Source organism: Johannesbaptistia floridana, assembly GCF_057440575.1.
Genome location: NZ_JALKVM010000297.1, coordinates 1 through 1,493, shown reverse-complemented (window position 1 = coordinate 1,493; position 1,493 = coordinate 1). Strand labels below are relative to the sequence as shown.

Below are 1,493 nucleotides of genomic sequence, written 5' to 3'. Positions count from 1 at the left end.
TTTACAGTTATGGAAAACGAATCCAACAAAAGCCAGTCATCTTTAGATGTATCTACTCAACCTATTAAAATATACGAGAAAACCTACTATTTACCTGTACTCAATAGCTCCGGTTTTACTGAGTTACAAAAGAACATCAAAGCTCGTCAAGAGTTAATTAGAGCAAACCAACGTAAAATCAAGCAAACAACCTCAGAAAGAGTCTTTTTCTGGATAAAAACCGAAAAAGAAATTGAAGAAAACAGAGACATTACCTTTGAGGAGAAATTCCAAGAATTAGAAAGATTGGTAACTGACTATAACACTATTATTAATTTTCTTAGTCAACATAAAACTTCCTATGAGCGCTTCTTTATAGAATTAACCCAAGAATTAAAAGGAATAGTCCATCAAAAATGTGGGGATTTGGCTAATGTTGAACAAGAGCGCTTATTACAAGAAGCAGAAGATAAAACGGATCCCGTTTTATTCAACCTATATCAAAGCCAAAAGCAACAAATCTTTAATAATGTCTTCATTTTGTACCGTGTGACTCAATTAATGCTCAAAAAAATCCAACTAATCAACGATAGCATTCAAAAACTAGCCAGCGATCAAGTTGAGCAAAGACAACTACTAGAAAATATGGTATCGAGACTTAAAAAGTATCAAAAGGCTTATGAGTTACAAAAAAAAATAGATAAAATTGAACAAGATATCACTAAATTAGCAGAAATAGCTCAAAACTTTGAAAAAATTATGAGTCCAGTATTAGGACCTTTTCAGGGTTTAATTGACCAGGTAGTGGGTATAGACGAGGAATTATCAGCTACAGTAGAAGAAATTAGGTTATTAGTCGGGGATTTATTCCAAACAGATGTGCGTCTATCTAGTTGGGATAAACAGGGTAATTTAGGAGATGAGGTGCTTGATTTTCTAGTCAAAGGCTATCAAAAACAAGAATATATCAGAGATGGTTTAGACGCAGCTTACTTCCAAAGCATTGATAGTTTAGACCAATTATCACTACCACCAAAGGTGTTAGAGAATACCTCCTTAACTACAAGACTGCAATCAATAGAAGCAGATGTGGATAGTCAATTAAATCAAATGATAAGCCAATATCAAGTAGAGATATATCAAGCTAATGATTATCCTAGTCATAGTAATATCCCACCTTCTAAATCTCAAGTTGAGGTCAATCAAGCTAGTAGATATTCTGTTGATAGTAATATCTCTCCATCTGTAGCCAAGAGTGAAAGAGGAGTAGATTATACTAAATTAGAGAAGTTACTAGCAAATTCTAACTGGAATGACGCAGATAAAGAAACAAATAGATTAATGCTTCAGCTAGGAGATAAAGGGGGAAAAGGATATTTAAACCTAGATGACTGTAAAAACTTCCCCAAGGAGGAATTACAGACTATTGATAAGCTATGGCTAAAATACAGTGATAATAAATATGGCTTTTCTGTGCAAAAACAAATTTATTTAGAAAAAGGTGGTAAACTAGA

The 1,493-nt window shown here is 33.3% G+C and carries 1 protein-coding gene; it reads left to right on the top strand.

What is annotated here, in order from left to right; all coding sequences use genetic code 11:
• Positions 1-9: 9 nt before the first annotated feature.
• The coding region (locus tag MW688_RS17930) for a GUN4 domain-containing protein (protein WP_486737381.1) at positions 10-1,493 on the top strand (1,484 nt) is incomplete at its 3' end.